The organism is Actinomadura fibrosa (genome assembly GCF_900659615.1).
Taxonomy (GTDB): domain Bacteria; phylum Actinomycetota; class Actinomycetes; order Streptosporangiales; family Streptosporangiaceae; genus Spirillospora; species Spirillospora fibrosa.
Genome location: NZ_CAACUY010000180.1, coordinates 1 through 18,670, shown reverse-complemented (window position 1 = coordinate 18,670; position 18,670 = coordinate 1). Strand labels below are relative to the sequence as shown.

General features: G+C 73.5%; 17 protein-coding genes. 9 read left to right on the top strand and 8 right to left on the bottom strand.

The annotated features are described in order from the left end of the window. Together E1300_RS50570 and E1300_RS36410 are read left to right on the top strand one after the other, a co-directional pair. On the top strand, nucleotides 1-232 hold a 232-nt coding region (locus tag E1300_RS50570; RefSeq protein WP_165503147.1), incomplete at its 5' end, for a hypothetical protein. 58 nt (nucleotides 233-290) lie between these two features. Then, nucleotides 291-1,220 carry an LLM class F420-dependent oxidoreductase gene (locus tag E1300_RS36410; RefSeq protein ID WP_131761665.1) on the top strand — a complete coding sequence of 310 codons (930 nt, stop codon included), beginning with the start codon at nucleotides 291-293 and terminating at the stop codon, nucleotides 1,218-1,220. Nucleotides 1,221-1,302: 82 nt separating this feature from the next. On the opposite strand, the gene E1300_RS36405 is transcribed toward E1300_RS36410, so the two are convergent. Then, entirely contained in the window at nucleotides 1,303-3,078 is a 1,776-nt protein-coding gene (locus E1300_RS36405) for an MFS transporter (protein WP_131761664.1), read from the bottom strand. A gap of 169 nt (nucleotides 3,079-3,247) precedes the next feature. Here E1300_RS36405 and E1300_RS36400 point away from each other — a divergent pair, with 169 nt between their 5' ends. Next, nucleotides 3,248-3,985, top strand: coding sequence for a TetR/AcrR family transcriptional regulator (locus tag E1300_RS36400; RefSeq protein WP_242619613.1), 738 nt, complete (start codon nucleotides 3,248-3,250; stop codon nucleotides 3,983-3,985). 61 nt (nucleotides 3,986-4,046) lie between these two features. Here the strand turns inward: E1300_RS36400 and E1300_RS36395 are convergent, their stop codons facing one another. Further along, on the bottom strand, nucleotides 4,047-4,874 hold the full coding sequence (locus E1300_RS36395; protein WP_131761663.1) for a TIGR02452 family protein: 828 nt from the start codon (nucleotides 4,872-4,874) through the stop codon (nucleotides 4,047-4,049). 161 nt (nucleotides 4,875-5,035) lie between these two features. On the opposite strand from E1300_RS36395, the gene E1300_RS36390 reads away from it, so the two are divergent. The 3 genes from E1300_RS36390 (at nucleotide 5,036) to E1300_RS36380 (ending at nucleotide 10,203) form a co-directional block, all read left to right on the top strand. After that, nucleotides 5,036-6,064 carry a DUF3152 domain-containing protein gene (locus tag E1300_RS36390; protein ID WP_242619612.1) on the top strand — a complete coding sequence of 343 codons (1,029 nt, stop codon included), beginning with the start codon at nucleotides 5,036-5,038 and terminating at the stop codon, nucleotides 6,062-6,064. Between the two features lie 93 nt (nucleotides 6,065-6,157). Further along, nucleotides 6,158-7,639: a 3' terminal RNA ribose 2'-O-methyltransferase Hen1 gene (locus E1300_RS36385; RefSeq protein ID WP_131761662.1), complete on the top strand. Its 1,482-nt coding sequence runs from the start codon at nucleotides 6,158-6,160 to the stop codon at nucleotides 7,637-7,639. Beyond that, a complete protein-coding gene (locus tag E1300_RS36380) occupies nucleotides 7,636-10,203 on the top strand; it encodes a polynucleotide kinase-phosphatase (RefSeq protein WP_131761661.1) in 2,568 nt (855 codons plus the stop codon). The genes E1300_RS36385 and E1300_RS36380 overlap by 4 nt, the downstream gene beginning before the upstream one ends. Nucleotides 10,204-10,309: 106 nt before the next feature. On the opposite strand, the gene E1300_RS36375 is transcribed toward E1300_RS36380, so the two are convergent. From E1300_RS36375 to E1300_RS36355, 5 genes are all read right to left on the bottom strand, one after another. Further along, entirely contained in the window at nucleotides 10,310-10,576 is a 267-nt protein-coding gene (locus E1300_RS36375) for a TFIIB-type zinc ribbon-containing protein (RefSeq protein ID WP_131761660.1), read from the bottom strand. A gap of 67 nt (nucleotides 10,577-10,643) precedes the next feature. Then, nucleotides 10,644-11,555 (bottom strand): phosphotransferase family protein, encoded by a 912-nt coding sequence (locus E1300_RS36370; RefSeq protein ID WP_131761659.1) that lies wholly within the window; start codon nucleotides 11,553-11,555, stop codon nucleotides 10,644-10,646. A gap of 12 nt (nucleotides 11,556-11,567) precedes the next feature. Next, nucleotides 11,568-14,249 carry a PQQ-dependent sugar dehydrogenase gene (locus E1300_RS36365; RefSeq protein WP_165503146.1) on the bottom strand — a complete coding sequence of 894 codons (2,682 nt, stop codon included), beginning with the start codon at nucleotides 14,247-14,249 and terminating at the stop codon, nucleotides 11,568-11,570. 149 nt (nucleotides 14,250-14,398) lie between these two features. Further along, nucleotides 14,399-16,123 carry an AMP-binding protein gene (locus tag E1300_RS36360; RefSeq protein WP_131761658.1) on the bottom strand — a complete coding sequence of 575 codons (1,725 nt, stop codon included), beginning with the start codon at nucleotides 16,121-16,123 and terminating at the stop codon, nucleotides 14,399-14,401. Nucleotides 16,124-16,271: 148 nt separating this feature from the next. Next, nucleotides 16,272-16,742: a MarR family winged helix-turn-helix transcriptional regulator gene (locus E1300_RS36355; protein ID WP_242619610.1), complete on the bottom strand. Its 471-nt coding sequence runs from the start codon at nucleotides 16,740-16,742 to the stop codon at nucleotides 16,272-16,274. Nucleotides 16,743-16,816: 74 nt separating this feature from the next. Here E1300_RS36355 and E1300_RS36350 point away from each other — a divergent pair, with 74 nt between their 5' ends. Next, on the top strand, nucleotides 16,817-17,011 hold the full coding sequence (locus tag E1300_RS36350) for a hypothetical protein (protein ID WP_131761656.1): 195 nt from the start codon (nucleotides 16,817-16,819) through the stop codon (nucleotides 17,009-17,011). A gap of 58 nt (nucleotides 17,012-17,069) precedes the next feature. Then, nucleotides 17,070-17,888, top strand: coding sequence for an MBL fold metallo-hydrolase (locus tag E1300_RS36345; protein WP_131761655.1), 819 nt, complete (start codon nucleotides 17,070-17,072; stop codon nucleotides 17,886-17,888). Between the two features lie 3 nt (nucleotides 17,889-17,891). Here E1300_RS36345 and E1300_RS36340 read toward each other — a convergent pair whose 3' ends face one another. After that, nucleotides 17,892-18,383, bottom strand: a complete 492-nt coding sequence (locus E1300_RS36340; RefSeq protein ID WP_131761654.1) for an Lrp/AsnC family transcriptional regulator — start codon at nucleotides 18,381-18,383, stop codon at nucleotides 17,892-17,894. A 105-nt stretch (nucleotides 18,384-18,488) separates the two neighbouring features. On the opposite strand from E1300_RS36340, the gene E1300_RS36335 reads away from it, so the two are divergent. Continuing rightward, nucleotides 18,489-18,670: hypothetical protein (locus E1300_RS36335; protein WP_207400149.1), on the top strand; the 182-nt coding region annotated here is incomplete at its 3' end.

Sequence of the window (18,670 nt, the reverse complement as noted above, 5' to 3'; positions counted from 1 at the left end):
GGGGGCCGGGGCCGCGCGGGCGACGGCGCAGGAGCCCGGCGGCGCCGCCCGTCCCGTGGCGTACGTGCACGGGGGCGGTGTGCCGGACGGCCTGGCCCGCCGCGTGAAGGCGCTGGAGGAGCTGCCCGTCACGGACACGAACGTGGGGATCGTGCTCGGGCTCGCGACGGGCATGGTCGGCACGGCGTTCGCCGCGACCCGGCTGCGCCGCGCCCGCCGCCGGGAGGACTGAGCGCACCGAGGGCGAGCCCGGTGCGCGTCCGGGCGGGATTCGTACGAGGATGGGGATCATGCGTCTGCGAATCTTCACCGAGCCCCAGTTGGGGGCCACCTACGAGACCCAGCTCCGGATCGCCAAGGCCGCCGAGGACCTCGGCTTCGACGCCTTCTTCCGTTCGGACCACTACCTGACCATGCTCGGTTCCGCGGGCGACCCGGGGCCGACCGACTCCTGGGTGACGCTGGGCGCGCTGGCCCGGGAGACGAGCCGGATCCGGCTCGGGACCCTGGTCACGGCCGCGACGTTCCGGCTGCCGGGGCCGCTGGCGATCTCCGTCGCCCAGGTCGACCGGATGAGCGGCGGGCGGGTCGACTTCGGGCTCGGGACGGGCTGGTTCGAGGAGGAGCACACCGCGTACGGGATCCCGTTCCCCGGCCTGAAGGAGCGGTTCGACCGGCTGGAGGAGCAGCTCCAGATCGTCACCGGGCTGTGGCGGACGCCGGAGGGGGAGAGGTTCTCCTTCAGCGGCGAGCACTACACGCTGGCGGACTCGCCCGCGCTGCCGAAGCCCGTCTCGCCGGACGGCCCGCCGGTGATCATCGGCGGGTTCGGCAAGGACCGGACGCCGCGGCTCGCGGCGCGCTACGCCGACGAGTACAACGTGCCGTTCCACCCGGTCGAGGACACGGCGGCGGCGTTCGACCGGGTCCGCGCGGCCTGCCGGGACGAGCCGGGCCGGACGCGGCCGATGGTGTATTCCGCCGCGCAGACGGTGTGCTGCGGCCGGGACGACGCCGAGGTGCGGCGCCGCGCCGACGCCATCGGGCAGAACGCCGAGGACCTGCGGAAGGGCGGCCTGGCCGGGACGCCCGCCGAGGTGCTGGAGAAGATCGGCCGCTTCGCGGAGCTGGGTGCCGAGTGCCTGTACCTCCAGGTCCTCGACATGGAGGACCTGGACCACGTGGAGCTGCTCGCGTCCGAGGTCCTCGACAAGCTCTGACGGACGGACGGGAACGGCCGCTCGCGGGGACATCAGGCGATGTCCCCGCGAGCGGCCGTGATCCGTGCCGCGTCGGCCGCCGTCACGTGGTGGCCGGGGCGGTCCCGTCGGCGGGCCCACCGGAGGGCTCACCGGCGGGGTCGTCCTCGCCGCTGCCCTCGCCGTCCTGCGGGCGGGGGTGCCGCGGCAGCAGGAAGGTCGCGAGGAAGGTCAGGCCGAGCAGCCCGACCTCGATCCACAGCGTGATCTTCATGGCGTCGCCGAAGCCGGTCTTCGCGGCCCGCTCGCCCGCGTCCGCGACCGCCGCCTGCACGGCCGACGCCGACTGCGGCGCCGCGGCGACCGCCGCCTTCACCTCGTCCTGGAGCCGGGCGCAGGAGGCCGGGACGGCGGCGGCGTCCTTGGCGGTCGCGCGGTCGTGGCCGCAGTCGCGCAGCGCGGCGGCGATGCCGTCCTGCCGCGCGGCGGGGACGGACGCGGCCGCGAGCCTGGTCCGCAGCGCGGACGTGCCGTCGTCGGCGGCCGCGGCGACGTGCCCGCCCAGCAGGCCGAAGAACACCGTGCCGAGGACCGCGGCGCCGAGCGCGCTGCCGAGCTGCTGGACGGCGGTGAGGGTGCCGCCCGCCGAGCCGGTCTCCGCGGGCTCGACGCCCGCGAGGACGGTGTCGAAGAACGGCGCCATGAGCAGGCCCATGCCGAGGCCGGTCACGACGAGGGCGGGGGCGAGCTGCCACGGGGTGACGTCGATGCCCGCGGCCTGGAGGGTGACGGCGAACCCGGCGATGCCGGCCGCCATCGTGACGGCGCCGGCGTGGATGACGGCGCGGCCGAAGCGCTGGACGGCCTGGGCGAGGCCGAAGCCGATGACGATGCCGGCGGACCAGGGGATCTGGGAGAGGCCGGTCTTGAGCGGGGAGAAGCCGAGGCCGAGCTGGAAGAACAGCGACAGGACCAGCGCGATGCCCGCCATGCCGGAGAAGAACACGAGGCCGACGACGAGCCCGCCGGTGAAGCCGCGCTTGCGGAACAGGCTCGGGACGATCAGCGGGTCGGCGCCCGCGCGCTGCTTGCGCGACTCGTACCAGGCGAAGACGGCCCACACGACCGCGGAGGCGGCCATCATCAGGAACGTCCAGGCGGGCCAGTCGTGCTCGCGGCCCTGGACGAGCGGGTAGACGAGCAGCCCGGCGCCCGCGGAGGCGAGGAGCGCGCCTCCGACGTCGAGGCGGGAGGCGTGCTCGGAGCGGCCCGAGGGGAGGACCAGCAGGCCGCCGATGACGGCGGCGGCGCCGAGCGGCAGGTTGATCAAGAAGATCATCCGCCAGCCGGTGCCGAACAGGTCGGCGTCGGTGAGCCAGCCGGCGAGCACCGGGCCGCCGACCGACGACAGCCCCATGACCGGGCCGAACATGCCGAACGCGGCGCCCATCTCCTTCGGCGGGAACATCTGCTTGATCATGCCGAGGCCCTGCGGCAGCATCAGCGCGCCGAACAGGCCCTGGAGCAGCCGGGAGCCGATCAGCATCCCGGGTGAGACCGCGACGCCGCACAGCAGCGACCCGAGCGTGAACCCGGCGGCGCCGACCAGGAACATCTGTTTGCGGCCGTACAGGTCGCCGAGCCGCCCGCCGGTGATCAGCCCGACGGCCATCGCGAGGGTGTAGCCCGCGGCGAGCCACTGGATGGTGCTGGCCGAGCCGCCCAGGTCGGCGCGGATGGTGGGCGCGGCGATGTTGGTGATCAGGGCGTCGAGCATGTCCATGACCTCGCCCGCGAGGATCACGAACAGGGCGGCGTAGCGCAGGCGGTAGGCGGTGCCGCCGTGCGTGCCGGGCGGTGCGGCCAGGGTCTCGCTCATCGGTGCCTCCAGGGGGAACATCGTTCGTTCGTTACGAACACCGTTCTACGCCGCGAACATCATTCGCGTCAAGTACGATGTTCGTAACCGCTAAAACTTCTCCGCAAGAGAGAAGATATATCGCGTTCCGCCGCTGTCAAGATGTATCGCGAGTTTTCGGAGGCCGACCGTGGACGCCGTACGCCCGGACATGCCGACGCCCCCCGGGCGCAAGCCGCGCAGGCCCGCCCCCGCCAGGCAGCCGCTCACCCAGGACCTGATCGTCGAGACCGCGGTCCGCGTCCTGGACACCGAGGGCCTGGACGCCGTCACCATGCGCCGCGTCGCCCAGGAGCTGGGGACCGGCCCCGCCTCGCTCTACGCGCACGTCTCCGGCAAGGACGAGCTGCGCGAGCTCATGCTGGACCGCGTCGCCGCCGAGATCCGGCTGCCCGAGCCCGACCCGGCCCGCTGGCAGGAGCAGCTCAAGGAGCTCGCGACCGAGATCCGCCGGGTCTGGACCGCGCACCGCGACATCGCGAAGGTGTCGATGGGCGGCATCCCGACCGGGCCCCACCTGCTCGCCGTCGCCGAGGTGCAGCTCGAACTCATGCGGGCGGGCGGCGTCCCGCCGCGGATCGCCGGGCTGGCCGTCGACACCCTCGGCATGTTCATCGACGCCGACGCCATCGAGGACACGATCTACACGGCGAGGACGCCTCCCGGCGAGGACCCGTGGGAGTACTTCCGGGGCCACTTCGAGGAGATCACCGCGTACTTCAGGGCCCTGCCCGCGGACCGCTTCCCCAACATCGTCGGCATGGTGGACGAGCTGACCAGCCCGTCCGGCGACGAGCGCTTCCAGTTCGGCCTGGACATCCTCGTCCGCGGCATCGCGTCCTACGTCGCGCCGCGGGACGGGGACTGACCGCGGCGCGACGGCACGTCAGGCGGGCAGGGCAGGCCAGGGCAGGTCAGTCGGGGGCGCGTCAGGCGAAGGCGCGCTCGAACGCCGCGTGCCTCGGGGCGCCCGCCGCGGTGTCCCAGACCGCGAACACCACCCGCTCGAAGCGGTTCCCGAACTCCGCGCCCGGCCGGAGGAGCCGGGCGAACGCGTCGGCGACCTCGTCCGGGTCGTTGCGGAAGACGCCGCAGCCCCAGGCGCCGAGGACGAGCCGGCGGTGCCCGTTCGCCAGCGCCACGGCGAGCACCTTGCGGGCCCGCTCCCGGAGCACCTCGGGGACGCGCGCAGCGGCCGCGGGGTCGCGGATCGCGCCGCGGTTGGGCGCGGGCGAGGTCAGGAACGCGACCCCGTAGGGCTCCTCCAGCAGCCGCCCCGCGTCGTCGCGGAACACCGGCACGTCCGGCGAGTAGATCATGTGGTCGCTGTACAGCAGGTCGCGCTGGGCGCGGTGGAAGTCGTAGAACTCCCCGGCCGCGCGCAGCGAGGCGTACAGGCCGGACGAGCGGGCCAGCCCCTCCTCCTGCGCGTGCGCGCCGTTGAGGAACCCGCCGCCGGGGTTCTTCGCCGACGCGAAGTTCAGCGCGAACGGGACCGTGCCCGGCGCTCGGAGCCGCCGGGCGGCGGCGAGGGTCGTCTCGCCGGTGACCTCGATCAGCGTCTCGGCGGGCTCGGCGGCGGGGAGGCGCCGGAGGAGGCGGTCGAGCTCGTCCGGGCGGTACAGGACGGTGCCCCGCACGGCGCGGTCGAGGGCCTCGGAGATTTGCACGGTGCGGCCGGACGGGGCCTGGTAGTCGCCGCGTTCGAGGATGGCCACGGTCTCCTGGGCGGTCATCCGGCGGGGGTGTCTGCTCATGTCAGTTCCGGATTGTGCTGTCCGGAGGGAAGGGCCCGCAAACCCTTTTCGCGGTCGTTCCGGCACCCTCCGCAGCCGCCGGCCATGCCGTCCACAATGCAGAGAAATGCCTTCTACCTGGGCATTGTTGCGAATTGATCACTTCGCCCGGACTTTCTGGCATGCTGTGCACCGCCATGCAGCCGCCTCCGAGATCGCGCCAGGGCCGTCGCCGGGCCACCTCCCACCGGAGGGGCGCCCGCCCGGCCCCTCCGCCGCCGGGCCGCGCCCCGTCCCCCGGGTACGCGCCGGCCGGCCACGACGGGTACGGCGGGCCGAACGGCTACGACGAGCTCGGGCCGCGCCGCCCGCGCCACGGATCGGGGACGGTCGAGGGGCTCAGCGACGACCTCGACCGCGAGTTCGAGGGCGCCCGCCGGACGCGCCTCCGCGGCATCGTCTCGGCGGTCACCGCCCTGGTGCTCGTGGTCGGCCTGGGCGTGGGCGCGGCGGTGCTGTGGCACCTGTCGTCGGGGTCCGGGTCCGTGGCGTCCGCGCCGAAGGGCGTCGAGGAGACGGGCGAGAGCAGGGCCGAGTCCGAACCCGACAACCCGCCCATCCTGAAGCCCAAGCGCCAGCCGTACATCCCGGCGAAGGGCACCGGGACGTTCGTCCGCCCCGCGGCGGCCGGACGCGTCTACGGGCACGGCAAGCTCATGCGGTACATGGTCGAGGTGGAGGGCGGCCTCCGCCAGAACCCGGCGGCGTTCGCGCGCAGCGTCGACAAGATCCTGGCCGACAGGCGCGGCTGGACGGCCGGCGGGAGGTGGTCGTTCCGCCGGGTGGACTCCGGCCCCTACGACTTCGTCGTGAAGCTCGCCTCGCCGGGCACCGTCGACAAGATCTGCGCCGCGTACGGGATGGACACCGAGGGCAAGGTCAATTGCAGCGCCGGCAAGCAGGTCATGGTGAACCTCAAGCGCTGGCTGCTGCTCACGACCTACTACAAGGGGCAGCCCGACCTGTACCACGCGCTGACGATCAACCACGAGGTCGGGCACCGGCTCGGCCACGGCCACATGACCTGCCCCGGCAAGGGGCGCCCCGCGCCGGTCATGCAGCAGCAGATCTTCGGGCTCAAGGGCTGCGTCATCAACGGCTGGCCGTACGACTCCCGCGGGCGCTTCCTGTCCGGCCCGACCGTACCCTGACCCGCCGTCCCCTGACCTGACGCCCCGGCCCGATCCGCGGCGGGGACGGAAAATGGATGGGGACGCACCCGGGCGTTCCGCCACACTCAAGACGTGCTTCTGACGATCACGACGACCCATGACCAGGCCACCGATCTGGGCTTCCTCCTGCACAAGCATCCCGACCGGGTGCAGCGGTTCGAGCAGTCCTTCGGCACGGCCCACGTGTTCTACCCCGACGCGGACGAGGGCCGGTGCACGGCCGCGCTGCTGCTGGACGTCGACCCGGTCAAGCTCGTCCGCACGCGCGGCAGGGGCACGCCCGACTTCTCGCTCGGCCAGTACGTCAACGACCGCCCGTACGCGGCGTCGTCGCTGCTGGCGTCCGCGATGGCGAACGTGTTCCGCACCGCCATGCGCGGGCGGTGCGAGGCCCGGCCCGAGCTGCCGGGCACCCCCGTCCCGCTGGAGGTGGTCCTGCCCGCGCTGCCGTGCAGGGGCGGGCCCGCGCAGGCCGAGCGCTTCTTCGCGCCGCTCGGCTGGACGGTCTCGGCCGTCCCCGTCCCGCTGGACCCCGGCTTCGCGGACTGGGGGGACTCGCGGTACGTGACGCTCACGCTGACCGGGACCATGCGCCTGTCCGACGCGCTCAACCAGCTCTACGTGCTGCTGCCCGTCCTGGACGACGCCAAGCACTACTGGCTCGCGCCGGACGAGGTCGACAAGCTCATCAGGGCGGGGGAGGGCTGGCTCGCCGCGCATCCGGACCGGGGCGCCATCACCCGCCGCTACCTGGCGAACCGGCGCGGGCTCGTGCGCGCCGCGCTCGGGCGCCTGGCGGACGCGGACGGCGCCCCCGAGGACGCGCTCGACCCCGTCGAGGTCGAGGAGGAGCCCGCGAGCGACTCCACGGAAGAGCCCATGGATGGGCCTGCGAGCGAGGCCGCGAATGAGCAGGCTGGGGAGGCGGACGCGAGCGAGCCCGCGGCGGTGCCGCTGGCCGAGCGGCGCGTCCAGGCCGTGCTGGCGGCGCTGCGCGAGGAGGACGCGCGCCGCGTCATCGACCTCGGCTGCGGCTCGGGGAAGCTGCTGGCGCGGCTCGTCCGCGACGGCTTCTTCACCGGGATCGCCGGGACGGACGTCTCGCACCGCGCCCTCGCCCTGGCCTGGCGGCGGCTCCGCTTCGACCCGCGGGCGCCGCGCAGGGAGGGCGCCCGCGTGGTGGACATCTTCCAGGGCGCGCTGACCTACGCCGACGAGCGGTTCCGCGGCTATGACGCGGCCGTCCTGATGGAGGTCGTCGAGCACGTCGACCCGCCGCGGCTCGGCGCGGTGGCGCGGGTGGTCTTCGGCGACGCGGCGCCCCGCGTCGTCGTCGTGACCACGCCGAACGCCGAGCACAACGTCCGCTACGACGGCCTCGCGCCGGGCGCGATGCGCCACCCGGACCACCGCTTCGAGTGGACGCGCGCCGAGTTCCGCGCGTGGGCCGAGGGCGTCGCCGCCGAGCACGGCTACCGCGTCCGGTACGTACCCGTCGGAGACGAGGACCCCGAGGTGGGCGCTCCGACGCAGATGGGGGTGTTCACCCGATGACGACCGAGATCAGGGTCCCGGAGATGGGGCTCGTCGTGCTGGTCGGCGTGTCCGGTTCGGGCAAGTCGCACTTCGCGCGCAAGCACTTCGCGCCGACGCAGGTCATCTCGTCGGACTTCTGCCGCGGGATCGTCTCCGACGACGAGAACGACCAGTCCGCGACCGGCGACGCGTTCGACCTGCTGCACTACATCGTCGCCAAGCGGCTGCGCCGCGGCCTGCTGACGGTCGTGGACGCGACCAACGTGCAGAGCCACGCGCGGCAGTCGCTGCTGCGGATCGCCAAGGAGCACGACGTCCTGTCGGTCGCGATCGTCCTGGACGTGCCGGAGCGCGTCGCCGCGGAGCGGAACGCGACCCGTCCCGACCGCGACTTCGGGGCGCACGTGATCCCGCGCCAGCGCCGCGAGCTGCGGCGCGGCCTGCGCTCGCTCGGGCGCGAGTTCCGCCGCGCGTACGTCCTCACGGGCACCGAGGAGATCGACGCGGCGACGGTCGTCCGCGAGAAGGCGTGGAACGACCGGCGCGAGCTCACCGGGCCGTTCGACATCGTCGGCGACGTGCACGGCTGCCGCGCCGAGCTGGAGGACCTCCTCCGCGACCTCGGCTACGAGATCGACCGGGACGCGGCGGGGCGCGCCGTCGGCGCGACCCATCCCGGCGGGCGCACGGCCGTGTTCGTCGGGGACCTGGTCGACCGCGGCCCCGACTCGCCGGGCGTGCTCCGCCTCGTCATGGGGATGGTGGCGGCGGGCGACGCGCTGTGCGTCTCGGGCAACCACGAGGCGAAGCTCGTCCGCGCGCTGCGGGGCCGCAAGGTCCGGACGACGCACGGGCTCGCGGAGTCGCTGGAGCAGCTCGGCGCGGAGGACGAGGGGTTCCGCGCCGCCGCGCTCGCCTTCATGGACGGTCTCATCAGCCACTACGTCCTCGACGGCGGACGCCTGGTCGTGGCGCACGCCGGGCTGAAGGAGGACTACCACGGCCGCGCGTCCGGCCGCGTGCGCTCGTTCGCGCTGTACGGCGACACGACGGGCGAGACCGACGAGTACGGGCTGCCCGTCCGGTACCCGTGGGCCCGCGACTACCGCGGCAAGGCCATGGTCGTCTACGGGCACACGCCCGTCCCCGCGCCGGAGTGGATCAACAACACGATCTGCCTGGACACCGGCGCGGTGTTCGGCGGGAGGCTCACCGCGCTGCGCTACCCGGAGCGCGAGCTCGCGTCCGTCCCCGCGCGGAAGGTCTGGTACGAGCCGGTGCGCCCGCTGGCGAGCCCCGGCGCGGCCGCGGGCGGCGCGGGCGGGCACCGGGAGCTCGACGTCCTGAAGATCGAGGACGTGCTCGCGAACGGCGGCGTCGAGACCCGGCTGATGGGCCGCGTCACCGTCCGGGAGGAGAACGCGCTGGCCGCGCTGGAGGTGATGAGCCGGTTCGCGGCGGACCCGCGCTGGCTCGTCTACCTGCCGCCGACCATGGCCCCGGCCGCGACGTCGGCGCTGCCGGGACACCTGGAGCACCCCGCCGAGGCGCTCGCCGCCTACCGGGACCGGGGCGCCGTCACCCGGGTCGTGTGCGAGCAGAAGCACATGGGCTCGCGCGCGGTCGTGACCGTCTGCCGCGACGCCGCCGTGGCCGCCGCGCGCTTCGGCGTGGAGGACGGCACGACCGGGGCGGTCGTCACCCGCACGGGGCGCCCGTTCTTCCGCGACCCGGCCACGACCGCGGAGCTGCTCGACCGGGTCCGCGCCGCGATCGGCGCCGCCGGGCTCTGGGACGAGCTGGACACCGGCTGGCTCGTCCTCGACTGCGAGCTGCTGCCCTGGTCGGCCAAGGCCATGGACCTCGTCCGGACGCAGTACGCGGCGACCGGCGCCGCGGCCCGCGCGGCCCTGCCCATGGCCGCCGGCGCGCTCGGGCGCGCGGCGGAGCGCGGGCTCGACCTCGGCGGGCTCCGCGAGCGCGTCGAGCGGCGGGCGTCCAACGCGGCGCGGTTCCGCGACGCGTACGCGCGCTACTGCCGTCCGGTGGACGGGCTGTCGGGGATCCAGCTCGCCCCGTTCCAGGTCCTCGCGGGCGAGGGACGCGCATGGGCGACCGCGCGTGACCACGACTGGCATATGGAAGTGGCGGCGCGGCTAGCGGATTGCGACCCCGGCGGTCTGCTCCGGCGGACGGAGTGGACGACCGCCGACCTCGCCTCCCCGGAGTCCGAGGCCGCCGTGACGGCGTGGTGGGAGAGGCTGACCGCGGACGGCGGCGAGGGGATGGTCGTCAAGCCGCTCGGCCCGCTCCCGGACGACGCCAGGGTGCAGCCGGGCGTCAAGTGCCGCGGCCGGGAGTACCTGCGGATCATCTACGGCCCGGACTACACCGAGCCGGAGCACCTCGACCGGCTGCGCGGCCGGTCCCTCGGCCGCAAGCGCTCGCTCGCGATGCGCGAGCACGCGCTCGGCGTGGAGGCGCTCGACCGGCTCGCGGCGGGCGAGCCGCTGTGGCGCGTCCACCAGGCGGTCTTCGCCGTCCTGGCGCTGGAGTCGGAGCCGGTGGACCCGCGCCTGTAGAGCGCTTCGGGCGCGGGCTCGCGCCGGTGCGCGGCCGTGCGGCCCGCCTCCCTGGGGGCGGGCCGCCGGTCGTCCGGCGGGACCGTTCAGGCGGGAACGGGACCGGTCAGGTCGAGAACAGCATGTGGAAGACGCCCCCGTGGTGCGGGCGGTGGTGCCCGCCGTGGTGATGGTGGTGCACCGCGGGCGCCGGGGCTCCCCAGCCGGGCGCGGCGGCCGGCGGCGGAGCGGCCCGGTACTGGGACTCCATCTGGCTCAGGGCCTCCAGCTCGCCGTAGTCGAGGAAGATGCCCCGGCAGCTGTCACATTGCTCGATGTGGACGCCGCTGCGGGTGTAGGTCCGCATCACGCCACGACACTTAGGGCAGTGCATCGCCTTGTCATCCTTCCGGTATGGATCCCCAGGTAGAGGCTAAATGTAGGGCAGGTTCGGCGCCACGTCATGCCGGGCGCCGCGCGCCGCCGATTCTGGCGCAGGCATCGACCATCGCCTGCTCCGCTCCGTCGAGTGACCGTTCCGACCTCCCCGCTGATAGGACGCACGTGGCGGCGATCTGGATCGCGAGACTTCGGGCGGGCAGGTCGAGGGCCGTCCAAGGGTCGCCCTGCGTGGGCACCGCCGGGCCTCCGGCCTGCTGGTACGCGCCGAGGAAGCGCGTCCACTCGTCCGGGGGCAGGACGCCCCCGGAGTAGAGGGCGGCGGGGCGGGCGAGGTCCCAGGCGGGGGAGCCGCGGCCGAGGTCCTCGATGTCGATGAGCCGCCAGCGTCCTCCGGGTCCGCGGACCATCTGCCCGAGATGCCAGTCGCCGTGGATGAGGTGTTCCGTCTCCGCGGGAGGCTCGATGCCCTCTCCGCGTATCCAGGACGGCAGGGTGGCGAACGCGCGGCGCACCACGTCCTCCGCGGGTCCGCTCCCAAGGCGTGACACGACCTTGGCCACGCGGGTGGGCCGCCCCCAGGACGGCGCGTCCGCCGGGACCGGTGCCGCGTGGAGCTCGGCCAGAAGGCGCGCACCCTCCTCCCAGGGCAGCTCCTCCTGCGGGTCCACGGGTTCGCCATAGGGCGAGACCGTGACCGTCCGTCCGTCGATGTCGAGCGGAGGGCCGAGCGGGGCGAGCAGGACGCGGGGCAGGGTCTGCGCCAACCGGATCCGGTCGTGCAGCGGGCGCCCGTACTCGCGGTCGGGCTGGTGCGCCTTCACCACCACGTCACCGACCCGCACCACCAGCACCCCGTGCCGGTCGTAGAGCGTCTCCGGCCCGGGGTGCGGCGGCGCGTCAGGGCCGGCCGCGTCGCGCCCGATCTCGGCGAGCCGGGCGAGGAGCCCCGGCGGGGCGGTCTCGGTGCGCATCCGCCCAGTCAATCACCTGTCGAAGACCTCCATCTCCCACAGCGAGTAGCCGTAGGCGGTCGCGCGTTTCGTCCCGTAGACGCGGACCCACCGCGCGTTCCGCGGGGTGAACTGGACGACGTCGATCCCGCCGTCCCCGTTCGTCCGGGTGTGCACCGTGGTCCACACGCCGCCGCCCGTGGACGTCTGCACCTTGTACTCCTTGCCGTAGGCCGCCTCCCACCGCAGCAGGACGTAGCCCACGGGACGGGCCGTCCCCAGGTCGACCTCGATCCACTGCGGGTCCGACCGGGCGCTCGACCAGCGGGTCGCGGTGTTGCCGTCGACCGCCTTCGGGCCCTCCAGCCCCGCCTTCTCGACGCTGGAGGTCTTCGTCGTCCTGTTCAGCGCGAGGTTGGTCTTGAGGCGGTAGTTCGCGGTGAGCGTGGTGTCCGCGCCGACGGTGATGTTGTGCGCCGACGCGCCGCCATCCGACCAGCCGGTGAACTCGTACGCCCTGCCGCCGACGACCTGCGTCTGCGTCGGCGCCGAGACCGACACCGTGGACCCGGCGATGACCGTGCTCGTGAACGGCGCGGCCTTGACCGTCTCCAGCAGCGTCAGCGGCACACCGGGCGGGTCGGACGCCAGCGTGACCTGCGCCGTCTTCGGATGCAGCTCCACGCTCCTCGTGTCGGTCAGCCCGTCGGAGTCGGTCGCGGTGAGCCGCAGCTCGATCCAGGACGGGTACTCGTGGTCGGGCGCGACGAACTCGCCGCCCGCGCCGTTCTGGCCGGTGATCGTATGCGTGTGGCAGTCGCTCGGGCAGTGGTGCATGATCGTCTGCCAGCTGAGCGCGCCGCCGGCGAGCGCGCCGTCCTCGGCGTCCGAGGCGGTGCCGGAGAACGCGATCCGGTCGCCGACCGTCCAGGTCAGGCCCGGTCCGGGCGCGGTGATGGACGCGACCGGCGGCGTGGACCCGGCCGTGATCCTCTGGGTCGCCGTGTCGGACGCGCCGCGCTTGTCGGTCACCCGCAGCCCCACCGTGTAGGTGCCGCGCTGCGTGTAGGTGAACGACGGCGCGGCCGCGGTGGAGTCGTCGTAGGCGCCGTCCCCGTCGAGATCCCAGGCGTAGGTCAGCGGGACGTCGCCGTCGGCGTCGCTGGAGGTGGTGCCGTCGAACCGCACCGTCAGCGGCGCCGGGCCGCTGGTGACGTCCGGCTTGATCGCCGCGACCGGCGGGTTGTTCACCCCGTTGTAGACGAACCGGACGATCCGGTCGCCGAGGATGTCGACGCCGAACAGGTCGCCGTTCGGCCCCGCCTGGAGCTCGACGATGCCGCCCGCCGTCGTCGAGAACGTCTCGATCTTCGTCTTGTCGGGCAGCCCGTTCGTTCCCGGCTTCATCGCCCACACGCACTCGCGTGAGTAGTCGGCGAAGAACAGCGCGCCCCGGTACTGCGCCGGGTACAGCGTGCCCGCGTAGAACGCCATGCCGCTGGTGGACGAGCTGCCCGTGCCGCACGTCTCGCCCGCGACGACCTTCGCGCTGTGGTTGTAGGCGTGGTACGGCGGCACCACCGCCGCGGCGCCCTCCCCGTACAGCTTCTCGCAGATCGCGAGGTCCGCACCGTCGTAGCCGGGGGTGCGGCCCGTCCCCTCGTAGCAGGGCCAGCCGAAGTTCCGCACGGTCGTGAACGGCTCGGTCAGGCGGTTGATCTCCTCCCACGTCGTGTACCCGACGTCCCCGGCCCAGATCTCGTTCGTCCCGGGCCGCACGGTGAACCGGTACGGGTTGCGGAGGCCGTGCGCGATGATCCGCCGCGCGTTCGCGTCGCCCGTGCCGGCCGGGTTGCCCGGCGCGGCCTGCCCGGTGTCGGGGTCGACGCGGATGATCGACCCGTCCAGCGTCACCGGGTCGGCCGGAGTGCGCAGGTCCTGGGCGCGCAGCGCGCCGCCCTCGGCCGACGGCGCGGTCAGCGGCGTCCCGGCGGGCCCGGGCGGGTCGCCGCACGCGTTGTCCTTCTGGCCGTAGTCGGCGTACTGGTAGCTCGCCCCGTCGCCGCCGCCCGCGTAGAGCATGCCGTCCCGGCCGAACGCCAGCGTCCCCACCGAGTGGCTGGAGAACTGCTGGCACCAGTCCTCGACCAGCACCTGCTCGCTGACCGGCCCGGCCGCCGCGACCCGCGCCTGCACGGCCGGCGTCAGCACCGAGATGCGCCCCGCGACCACGCAGCCGAAGTTGTTCGGGCCGGGCGGGTCGGGGCACTGGTCGTTCGTCCCGTCCTCGGACGGCCACCTCGGATGCGACCCGCCGAGCTGCCCGTTGTAGGTGTACATGACGTAGACGCGCGGATCGGCGGGGAAATTCGGGTGCAGGGCCATGCCCAGCAGGCCGCGGTCCCAGCCGTTGAACGTCTGCGCGCGCAGGTCGGCGTAGACCGTCGGCGTCGTGTCGGTGAGCGAGTCGAACATCTTGATGACGCCGCTCTTCTCCGCGACGAAGACCCGCCCGTCCGGAGAGAACTCCACGTTCGTCGGCGTCGTCAGCCCGGAGAAGACCGTCTTCTCCTGGAAGTTGGCGGGCAGCGCCGCGGCCCGCGCCGGACCGCTCCGATCCACGGCGGACGCGAGGACGACCGCGAGGACCACCGCGATCGCCGCCGCCCACACCCCGGCTCTTCGTCCCCCGCCCATGAGCGCGCGAATGGCCACCGGATCCTCCCCGTTCCCCAGCGCGGGCGGCACGGCCCGCGGTCCCTGGGCGAACGATGAATCATTTCGTGACCAGTGTGGACACTTTGGACGAACACGGACCGCTATCGGTCACCGCCGCAACCGGATACGGCCACCCGGTCAACCGCTCAGCCCCGCCGGGCGACGTCCGGCCCCGCCATGGCGCGCTCGTCCCGCACCCGCTGGCGGACCAGCTTCCCGAGGATGTTCCGCGGCAGCTCCGTCCGCGGCGTGAACTCGGTCGGCACCTTGTAGTGCGACAGGTAGCGCTCGCAGTGCCGCCGCAGCTCGTCCGCCGAGAAGGGGTAGGCCGGATGCACCACGACGTCCGCCACGACGCGCTCGCCGCGCCGCTCGTCCGGGACGCCGACCACCGCGCAGTCGTGCACCGCCGGATGCCGCCGCAGCACGCCCTCCACCTCGGACGGCGAGACGGTGAACCCGCTGACCTTCATCATGTCCCGCTGGCGTTCGAGGATGGTGAGGAAGCCGTTCTCGTCCATCACCGCGATGTCGCCCGTGCGGAGCCACCCCTTGGAGAGGGTCTGCGCGGTGGCGAGTGGTGCGTTCCAGTACCCGCCGAACACCTGCGGCCCGCGGACCACCAGCTCACCGGCCTCGCCCGGCGGCAGGACCCGCGTCGGCTCCTCGGTGTCGACGATCACCGCGTCCGTCGACGGCAGCGGCAGGCCGACCGTCAGATTCCGCGCCCCGCCGCCCAGCGGGTTGCCCGCGACCCCCGGGGACGCCTCGGTCAGCCCGTAGCACTGGATGAGGCCCTCGACGCCCTTGCGCTGGAACCGGTCGATGGTCGGCTGCCCGAGCGCCATCGCGCCGGACACGAAGATCCGCACCGACCGCAGGTCGGACGGGCGCAGCCGCGGGCTGTCCAGGACCTGGTCGTACAGCGTCGGGATGCCGGGGAAGACCGTCGGCCGGTACCGCCGGATCGCCCTGACCACCCGGTCGCTGTCGAAGCGGGGGAGCAGCACGACCGCGCCCGCCGTCATCGCCGGGGCGATCAGGCAGCTCATCAGCCCGTAGGAGTGGAACAGCGGCAGCACGCCCAGCGTCACGTCCCGCCCCGGGCGGCCGTTCAGGTCCCACGCGTGCTGCTGGCACGCGTTCGCGACCAGGTTCCGGTGCGTCAGCATCGCGCCCTTGGGGCTGCCGCCCGTCCCGCCCGTGTACTGGATCGCCGCCAGGTGCCGGGACGGCTCGATCGGGAACTGCCCGACGGGCCGCCGCGCGGGCCGCTGCAGCTCGCGGAACGGCACGACGCCCGGATCGTCCGGGACCCGCGCCGTGATCGCCGCGCGCTTGCGCTGCATCTGGAGCAGCGGCAGCCGCAGGGCCGCCTTGCGGCCTGCCGGCAGGTAGTCGATCAGCGACGTGACGACGACGTGCTCCAGCTCCAGCTTGGCGCGCACGGCCCGTACCGTCCGGAAGGAACGATCCAGCACGACCGCGACCCGGGCACCGCAGTCGGCGAGCTGGTGGAGCATCTCCTCCTCGGTGTACAGCGGGTTGTGCGGCACCGCGATCGCGCCCCTGCGCAGCACCCCGTAGAAGGCGATCACCAGCTGCGGGCAGTTCGGCAGGATCAGCGCGACCCGGTCGCCCGGCTGGACGCCGAGCCGGTGCAGCCCGTCGGCGAACCGGTCCACCGCCTCGCGCAGCTCCCGGTAGCTCGTCCGCCGCCCGAAGAACAGGAGCGCCGGCCTGCGCGGGTAGCGCTCGGCGGCGTCGTCGAGCAGCCGCGTGACGGGGACGTCGGGGATGTCGATCTCGGTCGGTACCCCCGGCTGGTACCACCGCCGCCACGCATGTGATCGTTGTGACGAGGGCCACATGACCGAAGATTCAACCACTTCTCCGGCTTTCCCGCCTACGACACGATCTTCAAATCGCGAGGAAGATGCGTCTTTTCGTCGCCGGAAGTGCATTATCGGACACTTTCCCGGCCGGTGTCCGGCGTTTCCCCCAGATGTCAGGGGCCGATCAGGCTCCGGGCGCGGCGGTGGCGGCGCCGATCACCCGGGTGAGCGCCCGGTGGAGGTCCTGGAGCTCGGCGACGTCCATGCCCAGCCGCTCGACGATCGCGGGCGGGATCCGCAGCGCCTCCGCGCGGAGCCGCCGCCCCTCCTCGGTGAGCCCGACGGCGAGGGACCGCTCGTCCCGCCCGGCGCGCTCCCGCAGCACGAGCCCGGCCGCCTCCAGCCGCTTCAGCAGGGGCGACATCGTCGCGGGCTCCAGTTGCAGCAGCCCGCTCAGCTCCTTGACCGACAGCGGCTCGCGCTGCCACAGCGCCAGCATGGCCAGGTACTGCGGATGCGTCAGCCCCATCGGCTCCAGCAGCGGACGGTACAGCGCGATCACCGACCGCGACGCGACCGCCAGCGCGAAGCAGACCTGGTTCTCCAGCGCCAGCGGATCGAGGTCCTCCGGCGCCGGGACGGTGACGTCGCTCACGGGGACCTCCGGTTCCGCTCGGCAGCGGTCATATCGTACACTAACCATTAGTGCACTAATCGTCTGGAGACCCGATGCCCGCATTCAAGAGGCCGTCCTTCCTGCCGTCCCTGGAGACGCTGGAGCAGCAGGCGCAGGACCGCTCCGCCGACGGCGCCCGCGCCGGCTCCCAGTTCGGGCACCCGACCGCCAAGTACGTCCTCATCGCCGTGCTCGTCGTGACCGTCGTCGCCCACATCGTCGGCGGCATCGCCTTCGCCCTGATCTAGCGCGTTACACGGGCGGCCCGCCGGGTAGGGGCACGTCCCCGGCTGGAGGGGGGACCAGATGTCCCGGGACGAGGCCACCCTGACCTTCGTCGGCAACGCCACGACGATCATCCGGTACGGCGGCATCACGCTGCTGACCGACCCGAACTTCCTGCGCCGCGGCGAGCGCGCCCACCTCGGCTACGGCATCACCAGCCGGCGGCTCCGCGACCCCGCGATCACCGTCGAGGAACTGCCGCCGCTGGACGCGGTCGTCCTGTCGCACCTGCACGACGACCACTGGGACCAGGTCGCCGAACGGCACATCGACCGCGGGCTGCCGATCCTCACGACCGGCGCGGCGGCGCGGACGCTGCGCGGGCGCGGGTTCCGCGAGGCGGAGGGCCTGCGCACCTGGGAAGGGCAGCCCGTCGTCAAGGGCGACTACAAGATCACCGTGACGGCCATGCCCGGACGGCACGGGCCGGGGCCGGTCGCCCGGCTCCTCCCGCCCGTGATGGGCCCGCTCCTGGAGTTCGGCCCGCGGCACGGCGACCCCGACTTCACCCTCTACATCAGCGGCGACACCCTGATGTACGACGGCATCGCGGAGATCCGGCGCCGCCACCCGAACATCGACGCGGGCGTCGTCCACCTCGGCGGGACGAGACTGCTCGGCCTGGTGACCGTCACGATGGACGGGCGGCAGGGCGCCGACTGGCTGGAGACCGTCGGCTGCGGCACCGCCGTCCCCGTCCACTACGACGACTACACCGTCATGAAGTCGCCGCTGTCGGACTTCGAGCGGGAGCTCGGGCGCCGCAGCCTGGGCGACCGCCTGCGCGCGGTGCCCCGGGGCGGCACGATCACGCTCGCCCGCCCCGGCCAGACCGCCTGAGGCTCAGCGCGTCCAGCCCTCGGAGGCGGTGACCGTCCGGGCGCGCGGCGCCGGCGGCTCGACGGCGCGCCCCTCGTAGGCGGTCGACAGGACGATGTGCGAGTTCATCTCGCCGTGCTCGCCGACCCGTTCGAGCAGCCCCTCCAGATGGGGCATCGAGGCGACCCGCACCTTCAGCATCGAGCACCAGGCGCCGCTGAGCTTGTGGACCTCGATGACCTCGGGCAGGTCCTCGGCCGCGGTGGTCTTCAGCAGGCAGCGGCCGTGGGCGCAGCGCATCTGGACGAACGCCGTCAGCGGCTGCCCGGCCCGCGCCGGATCGATCCGCGCCCCGTACCCGGTGATCACCCCCGCCTCCTCCAGCCGCCGGACGCGCTCGGCGACCGCCGGGGCCGAAAGGTTGACGCGGGCCGCGAGCCGGTTGAACGACAGCCGCCCGTCGCGCTGGAGCTCCGCGAGGATCCGCCAGTCCGTCTGATCGAGCTCTCGGTCCATCCGGAAAGCCTCCCGCCGATCTGCCTTGCGACCCGAAAGCGAACCGGGCGCGATACCAGGAAACGCCCATTCTCTGAACCTTCTCGCTTTCCTAGCGTTCTGTACATGGATCTCACGACACATCCGGGTCGAAGGCGTCCGATGGCGGCGTTATGCACCGGCGCCGCGCTCATGAACGCCTCCATGGCCGTGACCAGCGTCGCGGGCGCGCTCGTCGCCGCCGACCGCCTCGGCGACGGCTGGGGCGGCGTGCCCGGCGCGGCGGGCATCGTCGGGACGGGCGCCGG

Bases quoted from the DNA above. Each gene is read 5' to 3' on its own strand.
- E1300_RS36410 (WP_131761665.1), top strand. From the start codon at position 291: ATGCGTCTGCGAATCTTCACCGAGCCCCAGTTGGGGGCCACCTACGAG.
- E1300_RS36405 (WP_131761664.1), bottom strand. From the start codon at position 3,078: ATGAGCGAGACCCTGGCCGCACCGCCCGGCACGCACGGCGGCACCGCC.
- E1300_RS36395 (WP_131761663.1), bottom strand. From the start codon at position 4,874: ATGAGCAGACACCCCCGCCGGATGACCGCCCAGGAGACCGTGGCCATC.
- E1300_RS36390 (WP_242619612.1), top strand. From the start codon at position 5,036: ATGCTGTGCACCGCCATGCAGCCGCCTCCGAGATCGCGCCAGGGCCGT.
- E1300_RS36380 (WP_131761661.1), top strand. From the start codon at position 7,636: ATGACGACCGAGATCAGGGTCCCGGAGATGGGGCTCGTCGTGCTGGTC.
- E1300_RS36375 (WP_131761660.1), bottom strand. From the start codon at position 10,576: ATGCACTGCCCTAAGTGTCGTGGCGTGATGCGGACCTACACCCGCAGC.
- E1300_RS36370 (WP_131761659.1), bottom strand. From the start codon at position 11,555: ATGCGCACCGAGACCGCCCCGCCGGGGCTCCTCGCCCGGCTCGCCGAG.
- E1300_RS36360 (WP_131761658.1), bottom strand. From the start codon at position 16,123: ATGTGGCCCTCGTCACAACGATCACATGCGTGGCGGCGGTGGTACCAG.
- E1300_RS36350 (WP_131761656.1), top strand. From the start codon at position 16,817: ATGCCCGCATTCAAGAGGCCGTCCTTCCTGCCGTCCCTGGAGACGCTG.
- E1300_RS36345 (WP_131761655.1), top strand. From the start codon at position 17,070: ATGTCCCGGGACGAGGCCACCCTGACCTTCGTCGGCAACGCCACGACG.
- E1300_RS36340 (WP_131761654.1), bottom strand. From the start codon at position 18,383: ATGGACCGAGAGCTCGATCAGACGGACTGGCGGATCCTCGCGGAGCTC.